22 protein-coding genes and 2 pseudogenes are annotated in these 22,515 nt (G+C 54.7%); 10 read left to right on the top strand and 14 right to left on the bottom strand.

What is annotated here, in order from left to right; genetic code table 11:
- Positions 1-158 precede the first annotated feature (158 nt).
- The 5 genes from DHN12_RS09005 to DHN12_RS08985 all read right to left on the bottom strand — a co-directional run bounded on the left by DHN12_RS09005 (position 159) and on the right by DHN12_RS08985 (position 3,338).
- Positions 159-854, bottom strand: coding sequence for an RNA polymerase sigma factor (locus DHN12_RS09005; protein WP_108859881.1), 696 nt, complete (start codon positions 852-854; stop codon positions 159-161).
- Entirely contained in the window at positions 851-1,381 is a 531-nt protein-coding gene (locus DHN12_RS09000) for a plastocyanin/azurin family copper-binding protein (protein ID WP_108859880.1), read from the bottom strand. Before DHN12_RS09000 ends, DHN12_RS09005 begins: the two co-directional genes overlap by 4 nt.
- Positions 1,378-1,797 carry a hypothetical protein gene (locus tag DHN12_RS08995; protein ID WP_108859879.1) on the bottom strand — a complete coding sequence of 140 codons (420 nt, stop codon included), beginning with the start codon at positions 1,795-1,797 and terminating at the stop codon, positions 1,378-1,380. The genes DHN12_RS09000 and DHN12_RS08995 overlap by 4 nt, the downstream gene beginning before the upstream one ends.
- A gap of 316 nt (positions 1,798-2,113) precedes the next feature.
- Positions 2,114-2,584 (bottom strand): GFA family protein, encoded by a 471-nt coding sequence (locus DHN12_RS25210; protein WP_373455753.1) that lies wholly within the window; start codon positions 2,582-2,584, stop codon positions 2,114-2,116.
- Positions 2,585-2,795: 211 nt separating this feature from the next.
- Positions 2,796-3,338 (bottom strand): DUF2938 domain-containing protein, encoded by a 543-nt coding sequence (locus DHN12_RS08985; RefSeq protein WP_234416592.1) that lies wholly within the window; start codon positions 3,336-3,338, stop codon positions 2,796-2,798.
- Positions 3,339-3,368: 30 nt separating this feature from the next.
- On the opposite strand from DHN12_RS08985, the gene DHN12_RS08980 reads away from it, so the two are divergent.
- On the top strand, positions 3,369-3,800 hold the full coding sequence (locus tag DHN12_RS08980; RefSeq protein ID WP_108859876.1) for a helix-turn-helix domain-containing protein: 432 nt from the start codon (positions 3,369-3,371) through the stop codon (positions 3,798-3,800).
- A gap of 96 nt (positions 3,801-3,896) precedes the next feature.
- On the opposite strand, the gene DHN12_RS08975 is transcribed toward DHN12_RS08980, so the two are convergent.
- Positions 3,897-4,616: a YafY family protein gene (locus tag DHN12_RS08975; RefSeq protein ID WP_108859875.1), complete on the bottom strand. Its 720-nt coding sequence runs from the start codon at positions 4,614-4,616 to the stop codon at positions 3,897-3,899.
- A gap of 85 nt (positions 4,617-4,701) precedes the next feature.
- Between DHN12_RS08975 and DHN12_RS08970 the strand changes: the two genes are divergently transcribed.
- Together DHN12_RS08970 and DHN12_RS08965 are read left to right on the top strand one after the other, a co-directional pair.
- Entirely contained in the window at positions 4,702-5,133 is a 432-nt protein-coding gene (locus tag DHN12_RS08970) for a RidA family protein (RefSeq protein ID WP_108859874.1), read from the top strand.
- A 419-nt stretch (positions 5,134-5,552) separates the two neighbouring features.
- On the top strand, positions 5,553-6,344 hold the full coding sequence (locus tag DHN12_RS08965) for an inositol monophosphatase family protein (protein WP_108859873.1): 792 nt from the start codon (positions 5,553-5,555) through the stop codon (positions 6,342-6,344).
- A gap of 6 nt (positions 6,345-6,350) precedes the next feature.
- Here DHN12_RS08965 and DHN12_RS08960 read toward each other — a convergent pair whose 3' ends face one another.
- From DHN12_RS08960 to DHN12_RS25205, 5 genes and pseudogenes are all read right to left on the bottom strand, one after another.
- Positions 6,351-6,917 carry a histidine phosphatase family protein gene (locus DHN12_RS08960; RefSeq protein ID WP_108859872.1) on the bottom strand — a complete coding sequence of 189 codons (567 nt, stop codon included), beginning with the start codon at positions 6,915-6,917 and terminating at the stop codon, positions 6,351-6,353.
- A gap of 1 nt (position 6,918) precedes the next feature.
- Complete coding sequence (locus tag DHN12_RS08955) at positions 6,919-7,992, bottom strand: ABC transporter ATP-binding protein (RefSeq protein ID WP_108859871.1); 1,074 nt, start codon at positions 7,990-7,992, stop codon at positions 6,919-6,921.
- On the bottom strand, positions 7,989-10,205 hold the full coding sequence (locus DHN12_RS08950; protein WP_108859870.1) for an iron ABC transporter permease: 2,217 nt from the start codon (positions 10,203-10,205) through the stop codon (positions 7,989-7,991). The genes DHN12_RS08955 and DHN12_RS08950 overlap by 4 nt, the downstream gene beginning before the upstream one ends.
- A complete protein-coding gene (locus tag DHN12_RS08945) occupies positions 10,206-11,231 on the bottom strand; it encodes an ABC transporter substrate-binding protein (protein ID WP_108859869.1) in 1,026 nt (341 codons plus the stop codon).
- 1,094 nt (positions 11,232-12,325) lie between these two features.
- Positions 12,326-12,460, bottom strand: a pseudogene (locus tag DHN12_RS25205) (helix-turn-helix domain-containing protein); the annotation flags it as partial.
- A 412-nt stretch (positions 12,461-12,872) separates the two neighbouring features.
- On the opposite strand from DHN12_RS25205, the gene DHN12_RS08935 reads away from it, so the two are divergent.
- Entirely contained in the window at positions 12,873-13,286 is a 414-nt protein-coding gene (locus DHN12_RS08935) for a hypothetical protein (RefSeq protein ID WP_108859867.1), read from the top strand.
- Between the two features lie 276 nt (positions 13,287-13,562).
- On the opposite strand, the gene DHN12_RS08930 is transcribed toward DHN12_RS08935, so the two are convergent.
- Complete coding sequence (locus tag DHN12_RS08930; protein WP_234416591.1) at positions 13,563-14,384, bottom strand: LysR family transcriptional regulator; 822 nt, start codon at positions 14,382-14,384, stop codon at positions 13,563-13,565.
- Positions 14,385-14,525: 141 nt separating this feature from the next.
- Here DHN12_RS08930 and glyA point away from each other — a divergent pair, with 141 nt between their 5' ends.
- Both glyA and DHN12_RS08920 read left to right on the top strand, forming a co-directional pair.
- The gene (gene glyA / locus DHN12_RS08925; protein WP_108859865.1) at positions 14,526-15,833 is read left to right on the top strand and encodes a serine hydroxymethyltransferase; all 1,308 of its coding nucleotides are present in this window, start codon (positions 14,526-14,528) and stop codon (positions 15,831-15,833) included.
- Between the two features lie 170 nt (positions 15,834-16,003).
- A complete protein-coding gene (locus DHN12_RS08920; protein WP_306418400.1) occupies positions 16,004-16,351 on the top strand; it encodes a substrate-binding domain-containing protein in 348 nt (115 codons plus the stop codon).
- 95 nt (positions 16,352-16,446) lie between these two features.
- Here DHN12_RS08920 and DHN12_RS08915 read toward each other — a convergent pair whose 3' ends face one another.
- Complete coding sequence (locus tag DHN12_RS08915; RefSeq protein ID WP_108859863.1) at positions 16,447-16,776, bottom strand: glycine cleavage T C-terminal barrel domain-containing protein; 330 nt, start codon at positions 16,774-16,776, stop codon at positions 16,447-16,449.
- Between DHN12_RS08915 and DHN12_RS08910 the strand changes: the two genes are divergently transcribed.
- Both DHN12_RS08910 and DHN12_RS08905 read left to right on the top strand, forming a co-directional pair.
- Positions 16,703-17,065 carry a helix-turn-helix transcriptional regulator gene (locus DHN12_RS08910; protein WP_108859934.1) on the top strand — a complete coding sequence of 121 codons (363 nt, stop codon included), beginning with the start codon at positions 16,703-16,705 and terminating at the stop codon, positions 17,063-17,065. The two genes, DHN12_RS08915 and DHN12_RS08910, sit on opposite strands and share 74 nt — an antisense overlap.
- A 130-nt stretch (positions 17,066-17,195) precedes the next feature.
- Positions 17,196-17,923 (top strand): annotated as a pseudogene (locus DHN12_RS08905) (IS6 family transposase).
- Positions 17,924-17,974: 51 nt separating this feature from the next.
- On the opposite strand, the gene DHN12_RS08900 reads toward DHN12_RS08905, so the two are convergent.
- Positions 17,975-18,736, bottom strand: coding sequence for a helix-turn-helix transcriptional regulator (locus DHN12_RS08900; RefSeq protein WP_108859862.1), 762 nt, complete (start codon positions 18,734-18,736; stop codon positions 17,975-17,977).
- Between the two features lie 102 nt (positions 18,737-18,838).
- On the opposite strand from DHN12_RS08900, the gene DHN12_RS08895 reads away from it, so the two are divergent.
- Complete coding sequence (locus DHN12_RS08895) at positions 18,839-20,842, top strand: CocE/NonD family hydrolase (protein ID WP_234416589.1); 2,004 nt, start codon at positions 18,839-18,841, stop codon at positions 20,840-20,842.
- A gap of 21 nt (positions 20,843-20,863) precedes the next feature.
- Entirely contained in the window at positions 20,864-22,429 is a 1,566-nt protein-coding gene (locus tag DHN12_RS08890) for an ABC transporter substrate-binding protein (RefSeq protein ID WP_108859861.1), read from the top strand.
- Positions 22,430-22,515: the final 86 nt, after the last annotated feature.

Here is a 22,515-nt window from a genome sequence, read left to right as displayed (position 1 = left end):
CGCAACCTCCGACCTGACCAAATCGACGCCGGTTGTCCGTAGACTGCAAGTTCGCCCACCGCCAAATCTTGAACTCGCAGCGAACGTCCGGTCTGATGGGCCATACCGTAGCGGCAACAGGTGGTGATCAATGACTGGAACGGGCAGCGTTTTCTCCGTCAAAGTGCGCCACTCGCCTGCAACAGCGCTATTACGCGATCGTTCATGTTGGCGCATCGTTTTCCGCCGGATGGGAAGATTGCATCGAAACCGCCCCGAACCCGGTGTTCGATGGTGGTGCGCAATCGGCGACGGGCGCGGAATAGGCGTGTTTTCACGGTTATCGGATTGATCTGAAGCTCGCTTGCAATGGCAATAACGCTCATATCCTCAGCCTCACGCAGAAGAAACGGCAATCTCAGATTTGGCGGCAGCTCGGAAACGGCCGTTTCGAGAAATTCTCTCAATTGCGCGCGTCCAAGCCTTGCATCGGGGAGCTCAGAATATTGCCTGGGGAAAGTTATAAGTGAGCTTGATTCGTCCACTGTGTCATACTCTTCAGCAGTACGTGCTCGTCTGCGCTGCATTCGCGCGGTATTAATCACGATCCGGGTGATCCAGGTAGAAAAGCTGGCATGTTCACGAAACCCCTCCAGTTTGCTGAATGCCGAAAGATAAGCCTCCTGCAGCGCTTCTTCAGCCACGGCGTCGCTGTCCACGATACCTCGGGCAACGCGAAACAGGCGAGGGTTCAGGCGGCGGATGAGTTCCCGGACGGCCAGTTCGCTACCTTCACGCGCAGCTTTTACAAGCTCTGCTTCCGATTTGGCCGCATCGGTCGAGGCTTGTTGTCTGAGGCTCAAATGAACTTTCATGATCCGTCTTCCTTACGAACGGTGCCTTCTGAACGGATCTTTTGGACCAAAGGCAATGCCGTTAGGACGTCCTCCGACACATCGCTTTTGTCGTTTGAACTTCCCTCCCAGCCGGTGTCGTTGGGTGTTCCAAACAAAATGCGACCGACCACCGCCGCCATCTCGTTCGGTAGACAATAATAGTCATAAACGCCGGGTGCGGTAAGGGTGAATTCAAAATACTCATCCGGAAGCAAAAAGTCGCTGTTCCATGGGTCGGCCTCAGCGGGGATGCGACGCATTCGATTATAGTTTGCCGGATGATAGGCAGTTACCGTATGGCTGTTCTCGGGATTGCGATTGATGAACCGGATGGTGGTGCCCGGAGACACCGCAATACCAATAGGATCATACCAGATGCGCTCACCACGCGGGCTTCCGCGCATCTCAATCGTAGTGGACAGATGCGCTAGCGCGACCCGGGAACTAGCGATAGTAGCAATTGCATAACCACCAAGCCAAACGGCGTGGCGTCGCGTACAGATCATTCTGCCAGACGCTCTTTGGCGGTATCATCGTGGAAAAGAACGACATGCGTGTGCGGCTTATCCACACCGGGATGCCCGGCATTGAAATAGATATCTGTCGAACTGACGGTGTGTGATCCGATTTTCAGGCCGTCAAACGATGTACCGTGTTGCAGATCGTCGAACGGTGTCATGTAAACCGTGGCTGACAATCGACCATCGCGATCATAGGCGAGGAACGGGCCAGCGGGCAATGTGGCCGAATCCACGAAAAGCGTTCCCAGACCTGGGATGAATTCGGGCAAGGGGAGAAAGTCGCTCACTTTCACATAAGGATCCCCAATTGGGGCATTCGCGAGGGCCAGCTCATCATGAGCTTTGGCGGTCGATGCACTAACGACGATGAATCCAACAGCAATTGCGGTTTTTCCAAACATGGTTGGGTCCTTTCTAAGGTTTTCTTCGAATGCGCGTTTGTGCGCACCTAGTTACTTGGATGCAGGAGGTGCAGAAAGGTTCCCGAAATTCCACGAAATCGAGCAAAAAAATCGTAATGCGCTGAAGGCCGGCTTTGTCAGTGATGTATGAATTCAATTGTTTCCAGGTTTTGCGCTCGCGGCGAATGTCCGGAAAGCAGGCTGCATCCGCAATATTGCCGGGGTACATCCAAGGTCGCCTTTGGGCCGTCCGTGTGATCAGTTAATAGCCGGGCAGGGGCCTGTGCCGCAACGGCTCTGAGGTCCTGTTTCAGCCCTATGTGCACTTGTCTGGATGTTGGTTTGACTCCACAGAGGCATTCCAGATTTCATCAGCCTGCCGCAGTTCCGGAGGCTTTTCGGGGAGACTCGCAAGCCCGTGGAAACATTTTTGGCGGTATCGGGCGTTCACTTGAACTTCTGGCTGAGCAAGGTCCGGATTATCCAACGCGCCAATCGCAATCTCAACTACACCGTCAAACTCGTATGGAAGAGGTGTCCCACAGGCACTACAAAATCCCCGCCAATTTGTTCTCGAGCTATGAAATATGGACCGATTTCCGCGTGTCCAGGTGATATCATAGGCCTCAACTAATAGTGCAAAGAGGCTTCCAAAAGCCTTCTGACACATCCGGCAATGACAGATTGACGCCTTCCCAAGTCTTTCAATTGAGAGCCGGACTGCACCACACTGACTCCCACCAGTGACGGGGCCCGCCAACGGAGCGGTGCTATTTGTTTGAGACATAAAATAGAAATCCTTCTAGTGACCTAAACTTCAAAGACACGTCCCGAAGAAGTCAAGGTCAGCATTGTCCTCATGGCGGACCTCCGTCCGGCTTCCAGCCTCGCTGCAGTAGCAAAATTTGGTGGCTGCCGAATTCACAGCCTGCGCAACAAGGCAGTCATAAGCGCCCCGTGGCGCTTCTGACAGCTTTCGGTACGATCTTCGCGAAATGTTAGAACGAATTGGATATGCAGTTTGCCGCAATCCAAAGCCCAATTCCAAAGCTGAGATGTGCAAAGACGCTCTTGAGCCGCGCAGCTCGTGGGTCGAGCGTCAACCGTGCCGCCAGCCCCGCTCCCATGCCCGGCTGAAGGATCAGAAAAGGCGCGAGCACTGTAATAACTCCAAATGCAATCGCAGGCAGCAGGCTCGGCGCTTCAAGCCAGCCCCGACCGACAACGGCCAAAAAAACCAGCGCAAACACGACGCCCGTCAGATAATGTGCGCTCCAGCCCAACAAACGCTCCGCCGGAACAGGGTCGCTGGCCATGATGTGCCTATGAATAAACCGCCCCTGCGCGACATTGCCGAGCCAACGGCCCACCATCGCGTAGTTGAGCGATTGCTGAGAGAAGATCAGCTTCTGGGTAAAGGCGACCATATCCATGAAGGCTGTCGCGCCTATGCCGATCAGAACAGCGCTAAAGAATATTTCTGTTGTCATGGAGGTATCGACCTTAGTTTCTGTTGATGTTTTAGAGTGGAGGGGCAACATGCAACTTCAAGCCCACTTGAGGTCAAGACGATGTTCGACATTTCTGAACTTTCTCGCGCAAGCGGATTTTCACCATCAAAACTCCGCTATTATGAAGAGATTGGCCTGATCCGGTCGGCGGGCCGAAGGGGGTTGAAGCGTTTCTATGAAGATGAGGTGAAGACGCGGATTTCCCTCATCTCTCTGGCGCAAACCGCCGGGTTTTCACTCGGCGAGATCAAAGAGACGATGGGTTCAGAAGGCAGGCCCGATCTGGATCGTAATGTTTTGGCAGCAAAGGCCGATGCAATTGACGTGAGGATCAAGGAACTGACGGCCTTACGGGACGGCCTTCGCCATGTCATGAATTGCACCGCCGAAAACCATCTGGATTGCCCTCGGTTTCAGCGCATCATCCGTGTTGCACTGACGAAGAAGCAGGTCGATGCGAAACGTTCTAAAAGGAATCCCGACAAAGGGTGAAGGGATTAAGCGTGGACCCCGATCCACCATTTCGGGGCTGTTGACGGGTCGAGATACTGGAACCACTGCCGCTCGGACGTCACGCGTTCCTGGTGATCAGCGCGGTAATTCACTGAATGGACAGACATCGTCCTCGAACGGAACATGCCGTCTCCGGAACGATGTTCCCTCGACGATCTCGGGGCGGCTGATCCGATCCATGCGAAAATGCCGGAATTCCTCGCGGCTGGAATCCCAGGCTACGAGATACCAGAGCGGCGGCAGGATGAGCATAGCTTGTGGTTCGACTTCGCGACTGGTCTCTGCGCCTTTGGCGTCCCGGTAGCCGAAGCGCAGGTTTTGCCGTAGCAGAAACGCGGTCTCGAAGGCAGGCAAAAGCGCGGGGTCAATCGTGCCCATGTCCGAGATGTCCTGTTTGGGCGACAGCTGACCGACATGTAGACAGTCAAGGAACCTGCGCAGATCCCGCACCTTATCCGACGGCAGGGCCTTCTCGATCTTGGCAAGCCCTGCGTCGGCGAGACCGGAAAAGGGAAGGCTTTGCGCCGCACGCATGGCTGCGACACTGACGAGAAGAGCAAACACCTCTGCGACCGTGAGACGGGCAGTGGTCTGCACGGATTGCGGATCAAGTTGCACGCCCCCACCGCGCCCACATTCGGAATGGATGACAAAACCCTGATCACGCAACGCCCCGATATCGCGCAATACCGTTCGCCTGGACGCACCGACCTGACAGGCCAGTTCGTCGACCGTTGCGGTTCCGTTACGGCGAAGGGTGCGCACGATGGCATCATGTCGGAGACGAATGTTCATTTACTCACCTTAGCAAAAACGGTGACAAATTTTGTCACCGTAGGGTTCTAAGTCAATCTCAGACCACTCAGCAAGGAGAATGAACATGACGTCCCGAGACCAGAATACATCCAACGGCGCATTGCCGATCATCGTCAATCCACCGCATCTGCATGATCCCACGCCAAACGGTTATTGTACGGCAGTCGTGTCTCCTGCTGCAGGACGGCTTGCTTTTGTATCAGGACAGGGCGGACAGGATCAAACCGGAAGCCTATCGCCGGAGTTCGACAATCAGGTTGAGCAAGCCTACTTCAATCTGGCTGCGGTCCTTGACGCACTCGGCGCTCTCCCCAAACAGGTCGTGAAGCTGACCGTGTTCGTGGTCGACCACGATATGTCGAAGCTGCACGTGCTGACCGAAAACGTGAAGCGGATGTTCGGCGATACGCTGCCCGCGCAAACGCTGATCCCCGTTCCGAAGCTTGCCATCGACCCGATGCTCTTCGAGGTCGAGGCCGTCGTGTTTTTGGATTGAGCGCTCGATTGCGACGGCGACTTACCGCCGCAATCACAAACCCTACCTGGTTTGCGAAGTGGAAGCCGACGTTCCCAAACTGCGAAGCATCGGTTTCTATGGGCTCGATGCTGACACCGCTGCTATCGTGGCATCTTTTCGACTGCCCGACCTCGCTTAGGTGTGAGCGGTCCAAAGTGGCCCGTCGGTACAACTTCAATCGCTGCGATGCAGCGTTCTCTAAAGAAAGCCGACGTTGGTCATGAGCAACGTGCGGCTCCACTGTGTGGAAGTGAATGAGCGCTTTAATAGGGATATTCTTTCGACAGAAACTCATTTGACGCGAAGAAAGTGGATTTTAGCCTGACAAACACTGTTTTGTTTTCCGACACCCCTTCCCGTAGACGTGGTGATGCATTCAGCAGGAGGCGAGCCGACCAATGCATAACATCATTGCAAGAAGAAACTTCGCTGTCGCGGTAGCCGAAGAGGCGGGCGCACTTGCGCTAGAGTATTTTGCTGCCAGAGACACCTTGGTCATTGATCAAAAGGGCGCGCAGGACTGGGTTAGCGAGGCGGATCGCAACGTTGAAACCTTCATTCGTCAAAAGATTATGAACTCTTTTCCCGATGATGGGATTTATGGCGAAGAACACGCCGAAAAAGCTGGCTCCAGCGGTTTTGACTGGGTGATCGATCCGATTGATGGGACAACGAACTTCGTCAATGGCATTCCGGCCTGGACGATTGTCTTAGCGGGCGTTTCAGACAGTCAGACGCAGGTCGGCGTGATTTTCGAGCCAAACGTTGGTGAAACTTACGTGGCGGTTCGAGGCGAAGGCGCCACTTTGAATGGACATGCCGTGCAGGTTGCCTCAAGCGTGGAACTTGCAAGTGGAACCGTCTCAATTGGCTATTCGAACCGGGTCGAAGCATCAAAGGTCATTCCGGTGATTGCGGCCCTTATCGAACGTGGCGCCCTCTATCATCGCAATGCAAGCGGTGCGCTTTCGCTGGCCTATGTCGCGGCGGGACGTCTTTTGGGGTACATTGAAGAGCACATGAACGCCTGGGATTGCCTCGCCGGTCAGTTGATGATTGCCGAAGCAGGTGGCGAGATCGAGGATCAAGACGCCGACGAGATGATCCGGGACGGCGGTCGCGTGATCGCTGGTACGCCAGCTGTGTTCGATACATTGAAAATGATCTGCGAAGACGCTTGGAACGAATAACGTCTTTCAGGCAATCGGGCGCCACCCGAATTCGGGTTGAAGAGTTTTAATATCCGCGCGCCAGAAGTGGCCCTGCCCAGGTTTATCAAACCGCCGGTCGATTTCCTTCCCTGCCAGATGGCACCAAAGCAGCGTTCCGACCGCGCCGTGGGTTACAATGGCCAGGTCTCTTCCGTTGTGGTTTTTGACGATTGACAGGACTGTTCGAACGATACGCAATTGAGCAGCATGGGCTGTTTCCCAGCCACGGAAACTGGAATTGGGTGCAACGAAGAAGGTGTCAGCGGCGGACTCGAATATCGAGGGAGGAAGGAATCCGGTAGTGCTTCGGTCGTTCTCTCCCAGTTCAGGATCGGATTTCGCGACCAGCCCCAAAGGCTTTGCAAGGATAGCCGCTGTCTCGGACGCTTTTCGCTCGGTGCTGGACCATATTTCTGTCACGCACGACATTGTCTGACTTTGTGCAAACGTGTCGGCTCGGGCGCGGCCAATTTCACTCAAACCCCATTCGGTGACCGGTGTCTCAGGTTCGACGACGACCTCCGGGTGAGAGACGACTAAAAGCTTACCCACGTCACCCTTCCGGCAACAGAACGGGTCCACGTTCGGCAAAAGACATTTTGACTTCCGAGCCGATTTCCAACGGTTCGTCCACGTCGTCCTGCACAGCAAACACCTGTCCGAAGGCACCGGCCAGAGTGTACTCCATCCTCACACCAACATAAGTCGCCTTGGCGACTTTGGCCGGGATGCCGGTATCAGATCCAATCAAAACCCGTGACGGGCGCACGGCCAGCGTTGCGGGACCAGGCGTCAGATCGCGAGAGGGGAGCGTGTGTTGATAGTTCTCGATCTCGATCGTGGCTAAATCGCCTTCAACAGAAAGGATTGTACAATTGATCAGGTTTGCCTCGCCAATGAAGTCCGCCACGAACCGGTCAACCGGCGCATCATAGAGTTTACGCGGTGTGCCGATCTGAGCGATGGCAGCGTTGCGCATGACGACAATCTCGTCTGAAACGGCAAGGGCTTCTTCCTGATCGTGTGTCACATAGACGACGGTCAAACCAAGATCTTGCTGAATGGCACGGATATCTTCGCGCACTTGGCGACGCAGTTTCGCATCGAGGTTTGAGAGAGGTTCGTCAAAGAGCAAAACCTGCGGTTCCAAAACCAATGCACGAGCGACTGCAACGCGCTGTTGCTGCCCGCCGGAAAGTTCGCTTGGCAAACGATTGTCGAAGCCCTTCAGGCCAACCAAGTCTAACCCATGTAGCGCGCGCGATCGGGACTCGTGTTTGTTGAAGCCGGAAAAGGTCAACCCATACATGACGTTTTCTAGCACGCTCATATGAGGAAAAAGCGCGTAGGATTGGAATACCATCGACACGTCACGGTCGGTAGCGGGTAATTTGGTCACGTCTCGGTCGCCTATCAGAATTCGGCCCGAGGTCGCCATTTCCAGACCTGCGATCATGCGCAATGTCGTCGTTTTACCGCAGCCTGAGGGGCCTAAAAGCGTCACCAGTTTGCCCGCCTGGACGTGCAGATCGATGCCGTCGACGGCCACCACATCCTTGCCGAACACTTTCGAAACACTGTCGAAACGAACAGGCGCGGCCTTACTTGCTATAGTCGTTTCGGTCATGTCGTTTTCTCTGCTCCGAGTTGTGTACGTCGCCCAATCTGAACACGGCCTACGAGGATTTGTAACATCCCGACTGCCGCCAACATCACGATGATCAGCGTTGTGGAGTATGCGATTGCAAGACCGTAATCGTTGTTCTCGACCCGACCGATAATATAGCTGGTGGCCATGTCATACTCGGCGGAAACAAGGAATATCACCGCCGAAATCGCCGTCATTGCCCGGACAAAGCTGTAGACCAGCGCAGCCAGGATTGCCGGCCGCAAAAGCGGGAGGATCACTCGCCTGAATGTCTGCCACGAGTTCGCACCAAGCGTTAGCGAGGACTCGTCGAGGGATTTGTCCAACTGCGACATCGACGCGATACCCGCGCGAACCCCAACCGGCATATTGCGGAAGATAAAGCTGACGACCAAGATAACGCCTGTGCCGGTGATCTCGATTGGGGGCACATTGAATGCCAGAATATAGCTGACGCCAATAACGGTGCCGGGAATAGCGAAAGAGAGCATCGTGCCAAACTCAAACGCATTCTTTCCCGCAAAACTTTGCCGCGTTAGCAGATAGGCGGTGACCAACCCCACGGCGGCCGTCAGAGGCGCGGCAATGCCGGCGATGGTGATTGTGGTCCAGAAACTGTCCCAGGCGGCTCCGGTCCAGCGAATACCCTCTTCCTCGAAGCGGACCGAAAAGGCAGTGACGTAGTGCTTGAACGTCAGCGAGTTATCGACGCCCCACAGTTCGACAATACTGCCGTAGATGATCATCCCGTAAACCACAGCAGTGAAAACCGCCCAGGCAACTGCAATGCCCAGAACCGGTATGGCAAGACCCCTTGGCATCAAGGGATGTACACCCGCGTCGCCTTTGCCGGAAACGGTGGTATAGCTCTTTTTCCCCAACCACGCGCGCTGCGCATAGAAGGCAGAAAGTGTGAAGAACAAGAGCACCATGGCTAGAACAGCAGCCCGGCCCTGATCGTACTGCGCACCGACGATGGCAAAAAATATCTCAGTCGAAAGCACATCGAAGTTTCCGCCCAAGACAAGTGGGTTGCCAAAATCGGCCATAGATTCGATGAACCCCAGCAAAAAAGCATTAGCCAGGCCCGGTCGCATCAGAGGCAGGGACACGGTTTTGAAGGTTTGCCAACGATTGGCTCGAAGGGTTTGGGCGGCCTCCTCCATCGATGGTGACACCCCTTCTACCACCCCGATCAAGACCAGAAAGGCGATTGGCGTAAATGCCAGCGTCTGAGCGATCAGCACCCCGGGCATGCCATATAGCCAGCGCGTCGGCTGCACGCCAAAGATCTCGGCAACAAATCTGGTGACCGACCCGGAAAGCCCAAACAACAGGATCAGTGCCAGACCAATCACGAAAGGCGGCGTAATAATCGGCAAGACTGTCAACGCGCGCATCCCGCGTTTAAAGCGGAATCCCGACCGTGTGACGACAAGCGCAAAACAAAGGCCAAGCACGGTCGTGATGAAACCCACAAGAATTGCAAGAAACAGAGAGTTCCACGCGGCACCGCATTTGGCACCGGCAAAACAACCCAAGCCCCAAAGTCGGTCATCAAAGAACTTCGAGGCAAAAACCGAAACTGAATAGGCACCGTCTTCAGTAACGAAGGCGGCAAACAACATCTTCGCAATTGGAAAGAAGACGAAAACTGTAACAATGGTGATTACGCCACCAATAGCGCTGACGACAAAAACGTCGCCATTGATGGCGCCGCGCGCCGCAATACCCTGAGTTAAAAGGAACAGGAACGCTGTGGCGCAGATCATCGCGCCGTATCCCATGCCGAACTGGCGGATCTTCGGTTCTCCGAACAGCGCCTTCATCCAGACGAAATTGAACCCGCGAATACCAATTGAGAACCCTTGCGCAATCAGCCAGCCAAAACCCAAGGCACCAGCCAAAATCAGGATGCGCGCGTATTGCGGATTGGACTTCGGTTTGCCGAGTACCAACAAAGGCAACGCAAGCGGGACCAAAAGCGGCGCAAGCCACAGCTTTTCGCCTTGTCCGACCAGAAAAGCGGCGGGCGCATAATCTTCATCGAACGGATATCCATCGACCAGCCATAGGAATGACCAAATGCCATCCTCTACCATGAACCATGGCAGCAGGCAGAAACCAATCCACCCGGCAGCAATCCAGAAGATTAGAACCGGGTGGTTCGTTTTTGACGTGATTTCAATCACTTACTGAGGCAGCACAGAGACCTCTTCGTCCCATTTCTGCAAAAGACGCTTGCGTTCATCTGACGAGCCATACTTTTTGAAGTCATAGTCGATCAGCTTAATCTGGCTCATGTCAGGTGCGCTTTCAGAGGTTTCCGCATTTTTGTTGGACGGAACCTGGAAGGCGTTTACCTCAAGCGCAAGGTTCTGGGCCTCGGGGCTGAGCGCCCAGTCATAAAACTTTTTGGCTTCTTCTTCATTTCGAGCGCCGTCAATGATCGACATCGAGCCGATCTCATAGCCTGTGCCTTCGCATGGGGCCACGACCTTGACCGGAAAACCTGATACGGCCTGCTTGACCGCATCATGCATGAAGACGATACCGATGGTGTTCTCACCCCGACCGGCGGCCTTGATTGGGGCTGAACCCGACTTGGTGTATTGGTTGATGTTCGAATGTAGGCCCTTCATGAACTCAAAGCCGTCGTCTTCGCCAAATATCTGAACCATCGAGGCAAGCGTCGTATAAGCGGTGCCCGAGGAATTCGGGTTCGCCATTTGCACGTGCCCTTTATACTCGGGCTTCAGCAAGTCTTTCCAACATGCGGGCTCAGGCAGGCTGTTCGCGGCCAAGAGGTCGGAGTTGTAGCCGTAGCCGAGTGCGCCTGAATAAATTCCGATGGTTTTGTTACCTGCACTTTCAGCCTGCGAGATCGCCCAGTCGTGAAGCTGGTCACGCATCGGCGACACGTATTCCGTCGTCAGGCCTTCTTCGGCAGCTTGCAAATGGGGATCACCGGTACCGCCCCACCATACATCGCCTTTAGGGTTAGAACTTTCCGCGCGAATTTGTGCAAACGTCTCGCCCGACGACTTGCGGGTCATATTGACGTCTATGCCGGTGGCATCCTCGAAACTGCGCGCCATGAGTTGACACCAATCTTCCTGTGCCGAGCAGTAAAACGTCAGCTTCTCAGCTTGGGCCGCACTTACCGAAGCCGCAAATGCTATCAGCGATCCCGCCAGCGTTGTCGTCAGATTTTTCAATTTCTTTCCTCCCCTATGTGTCGTGCCGAAATTCCCAGCGCGATACTCGTCAATTCGTCGTTGGAGGCGGTCGCTCAAAGTCGCTAGTGGATCTAATTGCGTTGGCCAAATCAATATCCGACCAGCCTCCCAATGACAGAAACAATCTCAACACCGTACTGTTAGTTCTGCAAGGAAATTCCACGAGTACCATTTTCTTGCACCGTTAGCTTTTGAAGCACCAAGCCAGTTTACAGCACCAAGTGAGAGGATCGGGAGTGTATTTTGATGCCGCATTGTTTAGATGGCCTTTTGCTGAAGCGACCTTTCTCGCCAATGTAGAGCAATCATCGTATTGCGAATTTAAGGTCTGGTTTTCGCCTGCAATCTGAGTCCCCGTGCGGCTGCAGCGAACTTCCGCTCTCCGCCCTCCCGGTGGATGGTTTTGCGCTTGCAGTAGACTATTCGCGTATGCAGAGAACGGCAGTTTTGTGGCCGTTACCGCCAATAGATTTGCGTTAGTGCTCCACGAGCGACAAATGTCCGGATAGGGGAAGCCGCACCGCGGCCTCATTGAGACGATGAATGTCGGTTAGCTTCGGTTCAATGACTTGTAGACGTACTGGTTGAACCCAGCTTGATTGCGCGTATCGTGATCGGCCAGTATTTCAAGGTGGTTGAAGACAAGTCTCGCGTTTCCTCTCGTCTGCTCGGTACCGTTTCTTCCGCCTGCTCACAGAGTGCCCTATGATGTCCACTTTCGATGGTGGATATTTTGACACCCTTTATCAAACGCATTAGCTCAGCCCCACAGGACAATCATGGTTCAATATGTATTCACTTCTGCTTTGCGGCTGTGTTTTCCTGACGTCAGACAGAAATCGCAAAAAATTGCGGAAGATGACGGCGATGACAAAACCTGCATGGATCGCGACATTGGGAACAGACTCTTGGCGGCTTTAGCATCCCAGATTTGCCCGCAAAACTGACGTTTGTGATTGCGACAGTGAACTATTAGCACAAGAATACTAGCCTGTCTGAAGCACAGGATCTCGGTCCTTTCTGGCTCAAAAATGGGTCCCATCGCATTGCCACAACCTTTCCTGAACCAGGGATCACGGCCTTCCCGGGCTTTGCCCCTCAGCCTCCTCTGATTGGGCGTAGCGCTCAGGAAACAGCTCCTCAACTGGCTGATTTAACACAGAAGCCAAGTACTTTTCGATTTTCTCCGAACGGCTTTTCCAAGCGACACAGAGCTGACGGCGCTGGCTCCGACACCGATCCGTTGCGCTAGGTCCGTGAGCTTCAACCCTCTGATTTCTAGTTCACACTTGATCCGCGCATGCCTTGCTCGGTCGATGGGGATATAATTGTGTCTCATGACTTGACCTCGCGAATGGAGTCGATTTTTCAACTATCCCAAATAGATTTGATCGTGCGCGCGGCAGTCAAATCTTTTAAACGCTGCCCCAAATTGCAAAAGTACCTTCTTGGAAGTAGAAACATAGAATTGGCGAATTGAAGAGAAAGTCGCATGTAGCTTGCCCGCGATACGTGGATGGTTAAGAATGACCACAAAACTTTCAGAAAAATAGACCCGACGGCAGTTACACGCTGTCATATTCGTTTGGAAAAAATGGTGATCTCTGCGCGACGGTCTGGTTGAAAGCCAAATCAGGGCTGTCTTTCCAGTTCTCGTCGAAGCATCTCGTTGAAGACTTTCATGCCATAGAAATGCTCAAAGATTTACGTGCACGGTACTATAGTTCTCGCAAGTCTCTTTGGAGGCTGCTTGATCAGCTGGGTTTGGATCCATGGGAACGCGTCATCAAATACTATAAATCGCGCATGTCCTTGGCGCAGGTAGCAAAGCGTCATGGTTTGAAGTCAACCACGCTTTCGGACGGGCTGAAGCATCGCGAAGTTCCAATTCGCACTGGAAGGCCTCCTATTCAATTCGATCGCACCGAAGTTCAAAAAGCGCTTCAAGACTGTCCTTCAGTCAACGAGTTGAGCAGAAGGCTAGGGGCTTCTTGGGACAAAGCGAAAAAACAGATGAAGTCTTTTGAAGGATAGGCATCCGTTTGATGCTCATTGCTCCAGAATTGCGATACGCGGCAAGACAGATCGCTAGATCTTTGTACTCACAGAGCGATTACGGACCTGCGATAAGAGCCTTGAGCCGCCATTGTTATGAGAACTGAGTGCTGCGGGAGCATTAGTCTGCTCTCCGCGCATTGTCGACCTCGGCCGCCCAGATACCCGTAATTGTCTGAGTGAAATGATCGGATGTCGGCTGCGAGCCTAAAGAGACGATGCTGCACGACGAGCGAATGACGGCTTTCTGGCGGTTTATGAAAGCAACGAAACGACTTGATGGGTTTCGGCCCTCTGCTTGGAGGGCTCTGGAACCTGACAAAAAAGAAAGCGGCCGGTGTTGCAAGAGTGATCGCTTGCCGGTTTGAGTGCATTATTAACCAGTGCATCCTCGACCAAACACAAGTGTCCCATCAAAGCTCCGGCGCCCGCCTTCGCCTCCTCAACCGCCAAACTATAGAGCGAATAATGAGGACCGCTTTGGGGCTCACTCAGAGGTACGCCAGTCGCCTTGGACCAAATGCTCCAGTCATCGGCCCATGTCTGGTCGTGGAGCAGGGTCATGGAGTCGAGAGTGTCCACTCGACCCAAAAGAGCTGGAGAGCAAACCGGAACGATTTCATCAGCACAGATGGGGATTTGAGTGTCTGCTTGCTCGGGAACTCCGATGAAAATAGCCAGATCGAACAGTTCCCGCGACAGGCTTGGCGGGTGCTCCATCGCTGTGACCGAAAAGTTGATCTCAGGAAACCGGGCTCTGACCTTGCTCAACTTCTTCGGCAACCATAGCTGAGCGACGGACGGCAGGGCTGCGATGTGAAAGTCTGCATTGGGCTTGAGATTGCGTAACGCGCGCGTGGCATCAGCCAGCCCGTCGAAGGCGGAGGTGAAGCTTGTTTCCAAAGAAGCGCCTGCCTTGGTCAACGCGACGCCCTGAGCGTTGCGGCGAAATAGCGGGGCGCCCGCCCAGCTTTCAAGTGTTTTGATATGCTGCGAAATGGCGCCGGGCGTGACGTTCAACTCGTCTGCCGCGGCGACAAAGCTGACGTGTCGCGCCGCGGCCTCAAAGGCGCGCATGGCATTCAACGGAGGCCCTTTGGGGCGTTTGGGCGCAACACTCATTTCTCTAGCCCCAGTTTTTCTACGCCAAGAAATAGCAAATCTGATTTGCGCTGTCACGGTTCCGCCGTCACAACATCCTGAGGAGGAGGGCGGCCAATGATACTTGCAGAACGAGACTGGGTACCCAGCATAAGCGAAGTACTGGTTCAAGACATCGCTCGGAAGACGATTTCGGCCAGGTCTGATGTTTTATTGACTCGGCTTGAGCAGCTTGCTGAACAGAACCGTGTGATCCATGAAGAAGAGTGCTTCAATCTTAACCCAGCAACAAACGTGATGAACCCCAAGGCTGAGGCGCTTTTGTCTTCCGGCATCGGGTCACGCCCGTCTTTGGGCTATCCGGGCGACAAATACGAAATGGGGCTGGAAGCAATTGAGGAGATCGAGGTGATCGCGGCGCAGCTGTGCGCTGACGTCTTCGACGCCAAATATGCTGAAATTCGCGTTCCGTCTGGCGCGATTGCCAACCTCTATGGGTTCATGGCGACCTGCAAGCCAGGGGACACGATCATTGCGCCACCCGCATCGATTGGTGGCCATGTCACGCATCATGTAGCGGGCTGTGCAGGGCTTTACGGACTGCGGACGATTGAGGCTCCGGTCAATGCGGATGGATATACCGTTGATTTGGAACGGCTTCGAGTATTGGCTCTGGTTGAGAGGCCCAAATTAATCACGATTGGCGGCAGCCTGAATCTTTTCGAACATCCGGTAGCCGAAGTTAGGGCGATTGCCGATGAAGTTGGTGCCCACGTTATGTTCGACGCCGCTCATCAATGTGGGATCATAGCCGGACGCGCTTGGTCAAACCCATTGGCTGAAGGTGCACATTTTATGACTATGAGCACCTATAAGAGCCTTGGCGGTCCGGCAGGAGGATTGATTGTGTCAAATGACGCCGAGATCGCGCGGGCCCTAGATGCGATTGCTTTTCCCGGTATGACTGCCAATTTCGACGCAGCAAAAACCGCTGCATTGGCTGTGACCATGCTCGATTGGAAAGATTTTGGCGCAGCCTATGCCAAAGAAATGATTGCACTGTCGCAGGCCTTGGCTACAGCGCTGGACGCGCAGGGTGTGCCTGTCTTTGCGGATGGCCACGGGTTCACCAATTCTCACCAATTTGCAGTTCTGGCCGAACGCTATGGAGGCGGGCAATCGACCTCGAAGGGTTTGCGCCAAAATGGCTTTCTTGCATGCGGGATTGGCCTTCCAGCGGCGACGGTTGATGGCGACATGAACGGATTGCGAATCGGGACGCCCGAACTTGTCCGCTGGGGCATGACGACGGCAGATGCGGAGCGACTGGCCAGTCTGATTAAGCGTGGGCTGGATGGCGTGAAAGTGGCCTCTGAAGTGGCATCCTGGAGACGCGAGTTTTCAAAGCTCTCTTTTGTCCACTGATTGAACGCAGACATTCGCGCAGCCGCAGCGAAAGCTCACTTTGTCTGCGGTCCAGACCTCGTTTGGCCTTCCGGTTTTGCGCTTGCAGCGAATGTCTCCTCCGACGGGCCGCACTGCAGCATCGCTAACCCGCACGCCGATATTGTGGTGATGTCAGGGGTGCGACCCCGATCGGCACGCATCGGATTTCACTGTTCCGGGATGAGCTGATGTTCATCTTTCCGCCCAATCATACGCTTGCCGGTAAGGCCTATATTGATGGGCACGACATCGAAGGTGAGGACTTTATCACCTACACTCTGACGCCAGAACCTGATCGCGAGATTGCCCGCCTCTTTCGCCCATCAGGCAGGTATCCGCGGTGGACGGCGATGGTGGAGATGCCCGAAGCCATCGTTGAGTTGGTCGCTGCCGGTCAGGGCAGCAGTGTCCTGGCAGGTTGGGCAGTGCGCCCTGCAATCAATGCGGGACGCATCATCGGCGCGCGGGTCGGCAAAGACGGCATAAAGGTGCCCTAGAGTGCGCTAATGCGCTCAGAAGATAAGCATACAGGACCCATTCTGGATGTGGCCGAAGCCCTTGCCCAATGGTCATCGATCAATGGTGGTTTTGGCTAGGATCGCAATCTGTCGTTGCCCGGATCGTAGACATGATGCGAGTGGCGCGTGGCAGCGCGCATCTCTGCGAACGCCTGAACGAAACAGGTGCCGCCCATCTCCAGCGTGCCGTTTTCCACGTATCCAAGTGCCAGGAGTTTCCCCGTTCGATACCCCATCGAGATGGAAGTGAGATAGCCAATGACCCGATCCTCTAGGATGATAGGGTCCGAGGGCAGCGGCTCTGGTCCCGGATCGTTGATTTCCAACCCTATGAAGGCCCAATCGGCCTGTTGCTTTGCTTGTTGCACGACAGCAGTGCGACCCGCGAAGTTAACTTTGGCCATATTGGCGAACCTGGATAAACCTGCATCAAACAGCGTGTATTCGGTTCCAATATCCGCACAAATTCTCTATCATCTGACCTCAGGAGAGAAGACTGTTACTGAACTCCAGACGGCCCTTACTTTCCTACAATCCTGGGTTTCCCAGCAGTTGTCGCGCCTTCGGCTGAAGGGATTGGTTAGTCCGCGGCGGGACGGCAAATCAATTTACTATCGATTATCAGACGATCGGGCTCAAAGTATTTTGGCGGCAATACAGGATGTTATTTGCGGAGTTGCAATTGAGACATAGCCGGCCGGAGATAGGTTGAGGAGGCCCGCTATCTTCTCCACTTGGAATTGGCCGATTGAGTGCAGCTGTATATATGGGACTGCTGCGTAAATCGGATCGTTTGGCCAGCTTCTTGCCGTTGAGGTTGGGCATGTCGCGTAGATCCCCTTTCAAGCGCCACCGCTTCCCGCGTGAGGTCATTCTTTGTGCCCTGCGTTGGTACTTGCGCTAACAGCTATCCTATCAAGATGTGGTTGATTTTCTGGCGGAGCGTGGCAATCTTGGTAAATTGATCGACAGTGTACCGGTGGGTTGGCGCCTGTGTGGCGAACGGCATTAACCGCTTTGGTCGTCACTTCATCAATTGTATCAGGCGAGACCAGCCAAAGGCGGCCAACAAATGGCATTTGGACGAAGTGGTCATCCCGATCAACGGCCGAAAGTGCTGGCTCTGGCGGGCGGTGGACGCGAGCGGATATGCCCTTGATATTCTCGTTCATCAACAGCGGAACGCCAAGGCGGCCCCGTATTTTTGTGAGGCGATTGCTTTCGCAAAATGGCGAACCCCATGTCCTGATCACGGATAAGTTGCGAAGCTATTTCAAGCCGATCCGAGATCTCGCGCCGGGTGCGGATCACCGAGCACATAAAGGGTAAAACAATCGGATCGAAGGATCATACAGACCCACGCGAAAGCGCAAGAAGCTGATGGGCCGTTTCAAATCCCCGAGGCAAGTTCAGAGTTTATTATCCGCGAATGGCTAGATCAACCTGATCTTTCGCCCTCGCCGCCATCAACTCTCCGCCGTCTCATTTCGTCGCGCCAGGACCGAAGCTTTCGACCCATGGGACGGTCACTCTCTCGAAATGACCGCCTGACGAACACAGATCAGGCCGCAGTCTGCGCGTGCAAATAACTTGGCAATGCCTTCAAGAATCCCGAAGGTGTTTCCTGACAGTTGGATCGATCCTGTTGCTCTGGGCCGGGTAGATCCCGCAAGCGGCAATAGCCTCGCGGGCTGTCACACGCTCATGCAAGCGTTTCCAGATTGTCTTGGCAGCATAAGGATGCGGGTATGGTCGCCATGCGACACCCATTGTCATGCCCCGCAGGTACTTCAGCTGCTGACGGTGTGCCGAATACAATATGGTGGTGGCAACGCTACCTTCGCGCGCAAGCTCGTGCTCGGTCACGAATATCCTGTTCCCACGCATTGTCACCAAACCCGCATAGCGCGAAATCTGGTGCGTGCTCTTGTCTGGGGATATGGCAATTTCCCTGGATCGGATCGTGAACAACCCATCAACTTCCTGAATCCGGATCAATGAGCAGAAAATCTTTCCTTCCCAAGAAGGCGTGCAGAAATAGGAATGATAGAAGCCTACATATCGCCTCAGGTTTTTCTGTTGGCTCCGAAATGGATCCAGAAATGCGTCCGTGGGCGCTGTCCCGGATTGGGGCAGGGTGCCTTTCAGCATTCGTTCAAAAGCATCGGTTTCAGCAAACAACTCTGCTTCTGTCAGGCCGAAATGACGCGCGATGCGACGCATGTTGTGGGCAGAGGGCAGACTGGAGCCATTCAGGTAGCGATTGAATTGCTGTCTGTTGACGCCGATATCGCGGCAAATCTGTGAAATGTTCCCATGCTCTGCGCACAGCGACCGCAGGTTGGCAGAAAAATTCTCTGACACAGGCAAAACCTTTCGCGTTCTGACGCTATATAACTGCAAAATGCGTCAGTTCGCGTAAGATCGCACAATTTGTTTTATCTGCAAATCGGTTTCTTCTTCAGCATGAACTCGCAACAGACAAGCGCCCAGATGCCAATTGAAGCCATCGAGAACACATGGATCACGCTCGCCGATGGGCGACGGCTGGCTGCGCGCATCTGGTTGCCCGAAACCGGTCCTGCCCCCGCAATTCTGGAATATTTGCCGTACCGCAAACGTGACGGCACCGCGCCAAGAGATGAAACGACACACACGGTATTCGCCGAGGCAGGCTATGCCTGCATCCGCGTTGACATAGCTGGAACCGGGGACAGCGAAGGGCAATTCGACGATGAGTACTCTGAGCAGGAACTGCATGATGGTGAGGAAATCATAGCCTGGATCGCCGCGCAGGATTGGTGTGACGGCCATGTCGGGATGATTGGGATATCGTGGGGCGGATTTAACGGCTTGCAGCTAGCCTTTCGACAACCACCAGCATTAAAGGCCGTCGTCAGCGTCGCCTCGACCGTGGATCGCTATGCGGATGACATCCATTTTATGGGCGGGTGCCTGCTGAGTGACAACATGAATTGGGGCAGCCAAATGTTTGCCTACCTGACCCGACCCGCTGATCCGGACCTTCGTGCAGATTGGCGTGAGGATTGGCTAACCCGACTGCAAAGCGTCCCATTTTCTGCTGCGGATTGGCTGCGCCATCAGACACGTGACGCGTTTTGGAAACATGGATCGGTTTGCGAGGATTGGTCTGCGATCCAAACGCCTGTTTTGGCTATCACCGGATGGGCAGATGCTTATGTCAATGCGCCCACGGCATTGGCAGCCAACCTAACCGTGCCTACCAAAGCCGTCATTGGGCCTTGGGAACACCGCTATCCTCATATCTCGAAACTCGATCCTGCAGACTTTCACTCCGAAGTGATCGGCTGGTTTGACCGCTGGCTGAAAGGACAGGAAAATGGGGCCGAGGACTTGCCTGCGTACAGGACTTACATGCAGGAACACTTCAATCCGACGGCGCACAACTCTGCTCGGCAAGGTCGTTGGACTGCGGAAACCACGTGGCCGTCGCCGCATGTGTCTGAACAGGCTTGGCATTTGGCGCAAGGCGGGTTTTCTCGGGAACCGGCTACAGGCACGGTCGCTGTCACATCACCCAGTCATGTCGGTGGGGAGGGCGGATATTTCTGTGCGGGCATGCGGATCGACAATGAACTTGCAGGGGATCAGGCAAGGGATGATGCCCTTTCGGTTTGTTTTGACAGCGCGCCGCTCCAAGCCCCGCTGGAGCTGCTGGGCCGAGCAAAGCTGAAGTTTCGGTTTTCGGTAGATCGACCTGTTGCCCAATTTGTCGCGCGGTTATGCGATGTCTCGCCCGAAGGTTTATCGCAGCGCATCAGCTATCGTCCACTGAACCTGTGCCACTACCGCAGCCACGAAACGCCTGAAACCCTGCAACCGGGTGAAATCTATGAAGCCGAAATTGTTCTGAACGAATGCGCGCATTATTTGCGCGAGGGTCACGTGTTGCGACTGGCGCTGTCGACGTCATACTGGCCGATCGTCTGGCCAGCACCGCACTCGGCCGAGGTGACAATGCACTTGCAGGATTGCACCCTGCATTTGCCGGTGCGGGAAGTCACGCATGACGTTCAAGCTTCTGAACCTGGCCCGGCACAGAACTATCCAGTTCTTGCCGGTGAACAATTGCGTCCACCATCCGCGCAATCCGAACGCACCGTGACCAAAAATGGTCAGGTGGTTCTGGAGACATTTGATGACTACGGAAAATCGCGCGACCCGTATCATGATCTGATTGTCGGCAGTGACGTTCGTATGCGCTACTGCATTCACCCCGATGATCCGACAACCGCGCATTTCGAGACCGCTTGGAGTTTTTCGTTCGAGCGCGAAGATTGGCAAGTCGCCATCTCAACCGAATGCCGGATGACCTGCGACGCGCAAAATTTCTATCTCTACCGCAAACTACGCGCCACTGAAGGTGCAGATGAAATCGAAGTTTTGACGAAGGAATGGTCAGAAACCGTTCCGCGCGGACTTCTCTGACTTAATCCAAGGGAGGATACTATGAAGATTGAATGGACAAAGGCCAATGTAGGTCGGCGGAGGTTCCTGAAAGGTGCAACCGCGCTTGGGGCCGCCACGGCGCTTCCGATGGGATGGACGAACCGTGCGTTTGCGGCAGATGACGGCGTGCTGCGGGTGCGTGCCTATGGAGATGCGCAGAACATGGATCCGGCCCATTCCGTCGGTGTCGTTGAAGAAGAGGTTCATGCCTCGATCTACAACAAGCTGATTCAGTACAAACCAGGCGAGGAATGGGGCTGGCAGATGGATGCCGCCACGATGATCGAGCAGGTTGATCCGACCCATATCAAGTTCGCACTGCGTGACGATATCGGGTTCACCAATGGATTTGGCGCCATGACCGCCGAGGACGTCAAGTTCAGCATGGAACGGATCGTGGACGACGCGACCGACAGTCCGAACAAACCCGATCTGGGGCCATTCAGCCATGTTGAGGTCACCGGAGAACGTGAAGGCACGATCGTGCTGAACAAACCGTTCGCACCGATCTGGTCTATCGCCCTTCCGTACATTACCGGCAACATTGTCTCGAAAGCCGCAGTCGAAGCCGCCGGCGGCCGGATCGGCGCTGATCCGGTTGCGGAATCCGGTCCTTACCTGCGCGACAGCTGGTCGCCCAAGGAAAAGACTGTTCTTAAGCGTAACCCCGACTGGAAAGGGGATGCGCCCACCTGGGACACCGTCGAGATCTATCCAATTGACGATGAAAACACTGCCGAGATTGCGTTCGAAGCGGGTGAACTGGATGTAACCCGCGTGTCGCTGGGCTCGGTCGAGCGTTACCGCGCCGGGGTTCCCAATGGTGGATCGCTGGTCGAAAAACCCTCGCTTTATTATGTCTGGATGGGCATGAACGTCGAGCATCCGAAGCTGCAAAATCAAAAACTGCGGCAAGCGATTCAGCACGCGGTGGATGTACCCAGCATTCTGGAGGCCGCCTATTTTGGTGCTGCCGAACCAGCGACCGGCATCATCGCACCGGGCCTCGCCGGGCATCGGGCTTCTTCGCTGGTGCCACCGGCGGCGGATTTTGAGAAGGCGGCACAGCTGCTGGCGGAATCCGGTGAAACCAATGTCACGCTGACCCTAGACACGCTGAACAAAACGACCTTCACGACAACTGCTCAGATCATTCAGGCGACGCTCGCGCAAATTGGGATCACGGTTGAAGTCAACGTTCTGGAATCCGGTGCATTCTGGGCGTCCGGCGACAATGAAAACCTGCAGCTCGTTCTGAACCGTTTTTCGATGACCCCAGACCCGTATTATGCGACGTCGTGGTTCACGCCCGAACAGATCGGAAAATGGAACTGGGAACGCTTTAACAGCCCTGAATTCAACGAGATTCACGAAACTGCGGCTGCTGAAACGGATATCGCAAAGCGGGCGGAAATGTATCAGCGCGCGCAGGATCTGATGGAAGAAAGCGGCGCCTATCGCTTCATTACGCACGAGGCGACACCGGTCATTCACAGCGCCCGGGTCATTCCTGCATTGCGGCCAGATGGCCTGTCGTTGCTTCGCTATTTCGGCAAGGCGACCTGACCTCCCCTGGTCGACCGGGTACGGCGAGCGCGTGACGCTCGCCGTGCCAAATTGAACGCCATCAAGCCACAAGGAGCCAGTTGGCC

It is taken from the genome of Ruegeria sp. Alg231-54 (assembly GCF_900143525.1).
Classification (GTDB): Bacteria; Pseudomonadota; Alphaproteobacteria; order Rhodobacterales; family Rhodobacteraceae; genus Ruegeria.
Note: the sequence above shows the minus strand (reverse complement) of the source record. Positions and strands in the feature narration are given on the sequence as shown.

Excerpts from the sequence above, each read along its gene's own strand:
- DHN12_RS09005 (WP_108859881.1), bottom strand. The coding sequence starts at position 854 with ATGAAAGTTCATTTGAGCCTCAGACAACAAGCCTCGACCGATGCGGCC.
- DHN12_RS09000 (WP_108859880.1), bottom strand. The coding sequence starts at position 1,381 with ATGATCTGTACGCGACGCCACGCCGTTTGGCTTGGTGGTTATGCAATT.
- DHN12_RS08995 (WP_108859879.1), bottom strand. The coding sequence starts at position 1,797 with ATGTTTGGAAAAACCGCAATTGCTGTTGGATTCATCGTCGTTAGTGCA.
- DHN12_RS25210 (WP_373455753.1), bottom strand. The coding sequence starts at position 2,584 with ATGTCTCAAACAAATAGCACCGCTCCGTTGGCGGGCCCCGTCACTGGT.
- DHN12_RS08985 (WP_234416592.1), bottom strand. The coding sequence starts at position 3,338 with ATGTTGCCCCTCCACTCTAAAACATCAACAGAAACTAAGGTCGATACC.
- DHN12_RS08980 (WP_108859876.1), top strand. The coding sequence starts at position 3,369 with ATGTTCGACATTTCTGAACTTTCTCGCGCAAGCGGATTTTCACCATCA.
- DHN12_RS08975 (WP_108859875.1), bottom strand. The coding sequence starts at position 4,616 with ATGAACATTCGTCTCCGACATGATGCCATCGTGCGCACCCTTCGCCGT.
- DHN12_RS08970 (WP_108859874.1), top strand. The coding sequence starts at position 4,702 with ATGACGTCCCGAGACCAGAATACATCCAACGGCGCATTGCCGATCATC.
- DHN12_RS08965 (WP_108859873.1), top strand. The coding sequence starts at position 5,553 with ATGCATAACATCATTGCAAGAAGAAACTTCGCTGTCGCGGTAGCCGAA.
- DHN12_RS08955 (WP_108859871.1), bottom strand. The coding sequence starts at position 7,992 with ATGACCGAAACGACTATAGCAAGTAAGGCCGCGCCTGTTCGTTTCGAC.
- DHN12_RS08930 (WP_234416591.1), bottom strand. The coding sequence starts at position 14,384 with ATGCGCGCCTTTGAGGCCGCGGCGCGACACGTCAGCTTTGTCGCCGCG.
- glyA (WP_108859865.1), top strand. The coding sequence starts at position 14,526 with ATGATACTTGCAGAACGAGACTGGGTACCCAGCATAAGCGAAGTACTG.
- DHN12_RS08910 (WP_108859934.1), top strand. The coding sequence starts at position 16,703 with ATGAAGGCCCAATCGGCCTGTTGCTTTGCTTGTTGCACGACAGCAGTG.
- DHN12_RS08915 (WP_108859863.1), bottom strand. The coding sequence starts at position 16,776 with ATGGCCAAAGTTAACTTCGCGGGTCGCACTGCTGTCGTGCAACAAGCA.
- DHN12_RS08895 (WP_234416589.1), top strand. The coding sequence starts at position 18,839 with ATGAACTCGCAACAGACAAGCGCCCAGATGCCAATTGAAGCCATCGAG.
- DHN12_RS08890 (WP_108859861.1), top strand. The coding sequence starts at position 20,864 with ATGAAGATTGAATGGACAAAGGCCAATGTAGGTCGGCGGAGGTTCCTG.